This window comes from Bacteroidota bacterium (assembly GCA_030706745.1).
In the GTDB taxonomy this organism is placed as follows: Bacteria; Bacteroidota; Ignavibacteria; order Palsa-1295; family Palsa-1295; genus PALSA-1295.
The window spans coordinates 598,440-604,821 of the sequence record JAUZNX010000001.1; the positions used below are offsets into that span (position 1 = coordinate 598,440).

The 6,382-nt window shown below is 54.3% G+C and carries 3 protein-coding genes and 1 pseudogene; all 4 read left to right on the forward strand.

From position 1 onward, the window contains the following. Position 1 precedes the first annotated feature (1 nt). Complete coding sequence (locus tag Q8902_02645; GenBank protein ID MDP4198452.1) at positions 2 to 1,459, forward strand: class I SAM-dependent DNA methyltransferase; 1,458 nt, start codon at positions 2 to 4, stop codon at positions 1,457 to 1,459. Positions 1,460 to 1,555: 96 nt separating this feature from the next. Then, a pseudogene (locus Q8902_02650) lies at positions 1,556 to 2,095 on the forward strand (four helix bundle suffix domain-containing protein). A 257-nt stretch (positions 2,096 to 2,352) separates the two neighbouring features. Beyond that, entirely contained in the window at positions 2,353 to 3,492 is a 1,140-nt protein-coding gene (locus tag Q8902_02655) for a restriction endonuclease subunit S (protein ID MDP4198453.1), read from the forward strand. 238 nt (positions 3,493 to 3,730) lie between these two features. Further along, complete coding sequence (locus Q8902_02660) at positions 3,731 to 6,055, forward strand: DEAD/DEAH box helicase family protein (GenBank protein ID MDP4198454.1); 2,325 nt, start codon at positions 3,731 to 3,733, stop codon at positions 6,053 to 6,055. Positions 6,056 to 6,382 lie beyond the last annotated feature (327 nt).

The following is a 6,382-nucleotide window of genomic DNA, read 5'->3' on the forward strand; positions in this document are numbered from 1 at the left end:
TATGTTCGAACAGTCCTTCAAAAATATCGACGATGTCCTCCGTCAGGATGCCGGTTGCGCGACCGAACTCGATTACATTGAGCAGACATCCTGGATTCTCTTCCTGAAATATCTCGACGATCTCGAAGAGACCAAGAAGCAGAACGCTGCATTTGAAGGGAAGAAGTACAGCTACATTCTTGACCCCAAGTATCGCTGGGATGCGTGGGCGTGCCCAAAAGCGAAGGACGGAAAGCTCGACCACAGCAAAGCGCTCGATGGCGACGACCTAAAAGACTTCGTCAACGATAAGCTCTTTCCCTATCTCCGGAAATTCCGCGTTGACAGCCCGGACCGGATTGAATACAAGATCGGCGAGATATTCCACGAGCTGAAGAATAAGCTGACGAGCGGTTACCGGCTGCGGGAAATCCTGAACACCGTGGACACGATGCACTTCCGGCACTACGAGGAAATCCACGAACTCTCGCATCTCTACGAATCGAAGATCGCGAAAATGGGAAATGCCGGAAGGAACGGCGGCGAGTACTATACGCCGCGTCCGTTGATCCGAGCGATCGTCAGAGCCGTTGCACCGGAACTTGGCAAAACGATTTATGATGGCGCCTGCGGTTCTGCCGGATTTCTGTGCGAGTCGTTTGTCTATCTCGCCGGAGAGAGTGCGAAGCTCTCGACCGCGCAGATGAAGACCCTGCAAACGAAGACGCTCTACGGCAAGGAGATCAAGTCGCTCGCGTATATCATCGGCGTGATGAACATGATCCTGCATGGCATCGAAGCGCCGAACATCCTCCATACGAACACGCTCGCCGAGAACATCAACGACATTCAGGAGAAGGACCGCTACGACATTGTGCTTGCGAATCCGCCGTTCGGAGCCGGCATCGGACGCGAGATCCAACAGAACTTCCCGATCAAGACCGGCGAGACGGCATTCCTCTTCCTACAACACTTCATCAAGATTCTCCGCGCTGGCGGACGAGCGGGCATCGTGATCAAGAACACGTTTTTGTCCAACACCGATAACGCATCGGTGAGCCTAAGGAAGCTGTTGCTTGAGAGTTGCCAGTTGAACGCCGTGCTCGATCTTCCGAGCGGCGCGTTTCAGGGCGCGGGCGTGAAGACCGTTGTCCTCTTCTTCGAAAAAGGCGCGCCAACCAAGAAGATTTGGTACTACCAACTCAATGCGGGTCGCAATCTTGGGAAGACGCAGCCGCTGAGCGATAGCGACCTCGCAGAGTTTGTGAAGTTGCAGAAGACGAAAGCTGCTTCGGAGAACTCGTGGTCGGTGGATATCAAGGATGTTGACAAAACAACCTACGATCTCTCCGTCAAGAACCCAAGCAAAGGCGGCGAGGCGGTGCTGCGTGACGCGAAGGAAATCCTGGAGGAGATGCGCTCGCTCGACCGAGAGAGTGCGGAGGCAATGGAAAAGATTAGCAAACTGTTATCCGCTTGAACGGGGAATCGGTCAAATCGGTCAGATCAGACAGATCGGTCTGATCTGACCGATCAGACCGATTCCCCCGAGCCCCAGCATCCGCTAACGCACACCATGCCAGAGTTCATCACCCCCCACGGAGACTACCGCAAGCTGCGTGCCTACCAGGCCTCCGAGGCAGCATTCGACATGACGTTCCACTTCTGCCAACGCTTCCTCCGCAAGGGCGACCGAACGATCGACCAGATGGTCCAAGCTGCCCGTAGCGGCAAACAAAATATCGCCGAAGGGAGCCGCGCTTCGGGCACGTCCAAGGAGACAGAGGTCAAGCTGATGAACGTCGCGCGTGCGAGCTTAGAAGAACTGCTGCTCGACTACGAGGATTACCTGCGCGTGCGCGATCTGCCGCAGTGGAAGAGGGATTCCGTGGAGGCCACTGCTGCGCGTGATATTTATCGGTCGGATCGGGCCGATCAGACCTATCGGGCGATCTGGGAAACGCGCTCGGCCGATGTGGTTGCGAATGTGGCGATTTGCTTGATCCATCAGGCTAACTTTTTGCTGGACCAGTTGATCCGCCAGCTCGAGCGAGACTTCGTCCACCATGGTGGCATCCGCGAGCGGATGACCAAAGCACGAACCGACTACCGGAAGACGCACGGGTATGAGCCACCGCCTCAGCCGAAAAAGGCAGAGCCGCCGAAGCAGACCAATCGGTCAAATCGGTCTGATCAGACCGATCAGCATCGCGCGACCGACCAGCCTCGCTCGACCGACCCGGCCAATCCGTCCGATAAGACCGATCCGACCGATTCCCGCAACCCCGCCGCTCCCGGCAACCCGGCCCGCGGCGCTCAGCCGCGCCCCGCTGGCGCGCATGGCCGCCCACAGCCCCAAAACCACCACCGCCCATGAAAGCGAACTGGCAGACCAAGACACTCGGGGAGGTGTGCGAGATTTACCAGCCGAAGACAATTTCGGCGAAGGAGATGACGGCTGATGGGAAATTCCCGGTCTTCGGCGCAAATGGTATCATCGGGAAATACCATGCTTTCAACCACGAAGAACCGCAACTCTTGGTAACTTGCAGGGGTGCCACATGCGGAAGCATTAATGTCTCCTTGCCACGCTCCTGGATAACAGGCAATGCAATGGTTGTTCGCCCGCGCAATGGCAACTTAGATCTTCGATTCTTAGAGTATCTCCTACGAGGTCCGATTGATCTGTCGCAAGCAATTACTGGTTCTGCACAGCCGCAGATCACGCGGACTAATTTAAGTCCACTTGAAATCTCTTTCCCCGAATCCCTCCCCGAGCAGCGGCGCATCGTCGGCATTCTCGATGAGGTCTTCGCGCGCGCGGCCACCGCAAAACTGAACGCCGAGAAAAACCTGGCCAACGCGAGGGAGGTGTTTGAGTCGTATTTGCAACGGGTGTTTGCTCGAGCTTGGATGATTGCTGAGCTAGTAAGCCTCTCGGATTTGGCAACAGACATCACAGACGGTGATCACCTTCCGCCGCCGAAGGCACCCACTGGGATTCCCTTCATTACTATTTCAGATATTAACAAAGAGTCTAGAATAATTGACTTCGGTAACACCTTCAAGGTTGCGCGAAAGTATTACGAGAACTTAAAGGATAACCGACGTCCGAAGTTCGGTGATGTTCTCTACACAGTAACCGGATCTTATGGCATTCCCGTAATTGTCGATACCGAAATGGAATTCTGCTTCCAACGACATATTGGGCTGATTAGACCGAAGTCGAGTGTTAGTTCAAAGTGGCTGTACTATCTGATTCTTGCGCCCCAGCTGCGCAAGCAAGCCGATGAAGGAGCAACGGGTACTGCGCAGAAGACCGTTTCACTGAAGGTCTTGCGAAATCTCCTTGTTCCCAAAGTACCCGTAAGCGAACAAAAGAGAGTCGTTCAGCAGCTCGACGCCCTCTCCTCGGAGACGAAGCAGTTAGAATCGCTCTACAAGTCGAAGCTGTTGGCGCTGGAGGAGTTGAAGAAATCGGTGTTGCGCAGCGCGTTTCGTGGGGAGTTGTAGCCGCGGAGCGGCGGAGTACCCGCAGCCCAGGGTGAAACGAAGTGGAACCCTGGGTTCGTAGCACCAAAAAGAATTTGAAGCCCTGAAAGGGCGTTGTACGAATGTTCGATCGCGCAAACATCGCCCTTTCAGGGCTATTGAATTCAAACGCGACGAAGACCCAGGGTTCCGTCCGCTGGCGCGGACTCTACCCTGGGCTGCGAGTACTCCGTGCCTTCGGCACTAATGCAATCGACTAATGCGTAACGAATCGGAAACCCGCGCTGAACTGATCGATCCGCTGCTGCACGCGGCGGGATGGGGTGTTGTCGAGGGTTCACGCATTCGGCGTGAGTACTATTTTACGGATGGCCGCATTCAGCCCGGCAGTCCACGCGCCAAACCGGAGAAGGCCGACTACGTTCTCGTCTTCAAGAATCAAAATATTGGTCTCATCGAAGCGAAAGCCGAAAGCTTCAAACCTACCGAAGGCGTAACGCAGGCGAAGTCCTACGCGAAGAAGCTCCAGATCGGCCACACCTATTCGACGAACGGTCGCGAGATCTACGAGATCGCGATGAAGACAGGCAAGGAGGGCACGGTCCTGCGCTTCCCGACTCCGGAAGAACTGTGGGGCCGGACCTTTGCCGATTGGAATGATTGGAAAGAACGATTTAGCAAGATTCCGTTTGAGACGGTCGGTGGTACAAAAACGCCACGGTACTATCAAGAGCTTGCTACCAATCGAGTATTGGACGCGATTTCGGAAGAGAAGAATCGCATCCTGCTGACGCTCGCAACTGGCACCGGGAAGACCTTCATTGCTTTCCAAATCGCGTGGAAGCTCTTCCGCTCAAAGTGGAATCTGCGCCGTGATGCCGCAAGAAGCCCGAGGATCTTATTCCTCGCCGACCGGAATATCCTTGCAGATCAAGCCAAACGGGATTTCAATGTGTTTTCGATGGAGTATGGCGATGACGCATTGAGGCGTATCGAACCGGCAGAAATCAGGAAGAAAGGAGAGGTCCCCAAAAGCGGTGCCGTCTTCTTTACGATCTTTCAGACCTTCCTGAGCGGGCCGGAGAACACTCCATACTTCGGCGACTACCCGGCGGACTTTTTCGATCTCATCATCATTGATGAGTGCCATCGTGGCGGCGCGAACGACGAAAGCACCTGGCGGGCCATCCTCGAATATTTCTCGCCTGCCGTGCAGCTTGGTCTTACGGCCACGCCGAAGCGCAAGGACAATGTCGATACCTACAAATATTTCGGCGACCCGGTCTATGTCTATTCGCTAAAGGAAGGCATCAACGATGGCTTCCTCACGCCGTTCAAAGTCAAACGGATATCCACGACGCTGGATGACTACGTTTATACGTCTGACGACACGGTGATCGAGGGTGAAGTCGAGGAAGGCCGGATTTATGAGGAGTCGGATTTCAACCGGATCATCGAAATCGAAGAGCGCGAGCGTAACCGCGTTCGCATTTTGATGAATGAGATGGACCAGAGCGAGAAGACCATAGTCTTTGGCGCCACACAGGACCATGCGCTTGCCTTACGCGACCTCATCAATCAGATGAAGAAGAATCCTGACCCTGAATACTGCGTCCGAGTAACGGCGAATGATGCGGCACGCGGCGAGCAATATTTGCGTGCCTTCCAGGACAATGAGAAGACAATCCCCACGGTGCTCACGACTTCGCAAAAGCTATCGACCGGTGTGGATGCGCGGAATATCCGCAACATCGTGCTGCTGCGTCCGATCAAGCAGATGATCGAGTTCAAGCAGATCATCGGTCGCGGCACGCGGCTTTTCGAAGGCAAGGAATACTTCACCATCTACGACTTCGTGGATGCATACAAGCACTTTGCCGATCCGGAGTGGGATGGCGATCCTGTAGACGAGACTGCCGTGGGAGAAAATCGGTCGGATCGGACAGATCAGACCGATCAGTCGGATCAGACCGATAGGACCGATGAGCCCCAAGAGCGCCCAACGAAGCTGAGGATCAAACTCCGCGATGGCAAAGAGCGCGAAATCCAGCACATGATCCAGACCTCGTTCTGGAGTGCGGATGGCAAGCCGCTTTCGGTGCAAGAGTTTATGGAGTCGATGTTTGCGGCAATGCCTCAGTTCTTCAAGAACGAGGAAGAGCTTCGCAAAATCTGGTCGGACCCTCGGACGCGGAAGACCTTCCTCGAATCCATCGCCGCGTTAGGTTATGGCAAGGACGAACTGGAAACGCTACAGCGAATGCTGGACGCACAAGAATGTGACCTGCTCGATGTTCTGAGCTACATCTCATTTCTAACACCACGGATGACGCGGGCCGAACGGGTCGAGCATACGCGCGGCTGGGTCACGGCCGGGCAGGATGCAAACCATCAGGACTTCCTGCAGTTTGTACTGCTGAAATATCTCGAACGTGGCGTAGACGAATTGGGCGAGGAGCAACTCCCGATCCTGCTCAATCTGAAATACCATACCCCCAGCGATGCGCTGAAAGTACTGGGAAGCGTCGACAAGGTCCGAGGGATGTTCTTTGGCTTACAGAAGTCCTTGTACGCCGCTCGATAATTTTTCGTGAATTCTTTGATGGGCACCTTGCGCGAGGGGGGTGGAATGTTGTATGTTGTTAGTGAAGTGATGGGCACCCGTTTTCGGGGAAAATATGAAATATGAAGTATGAAATATGAAACGGGCTCGGGGGTACATTAGTCGAATTTTGGGAAGGAGAGGGCGTTCATTAAATGACAACTCAAAAGAGAGAATTAAAGTATTACTTTAACTTTGGGCACCTGTTTTCGGAGATACCGTATTAGTTCGTTCCTCCGTTCCGTTGTGATTTTTGATATTTAGGGTCATATGCCCGTTGATGCTTTTCCATCGCATAGAGGAGATGTA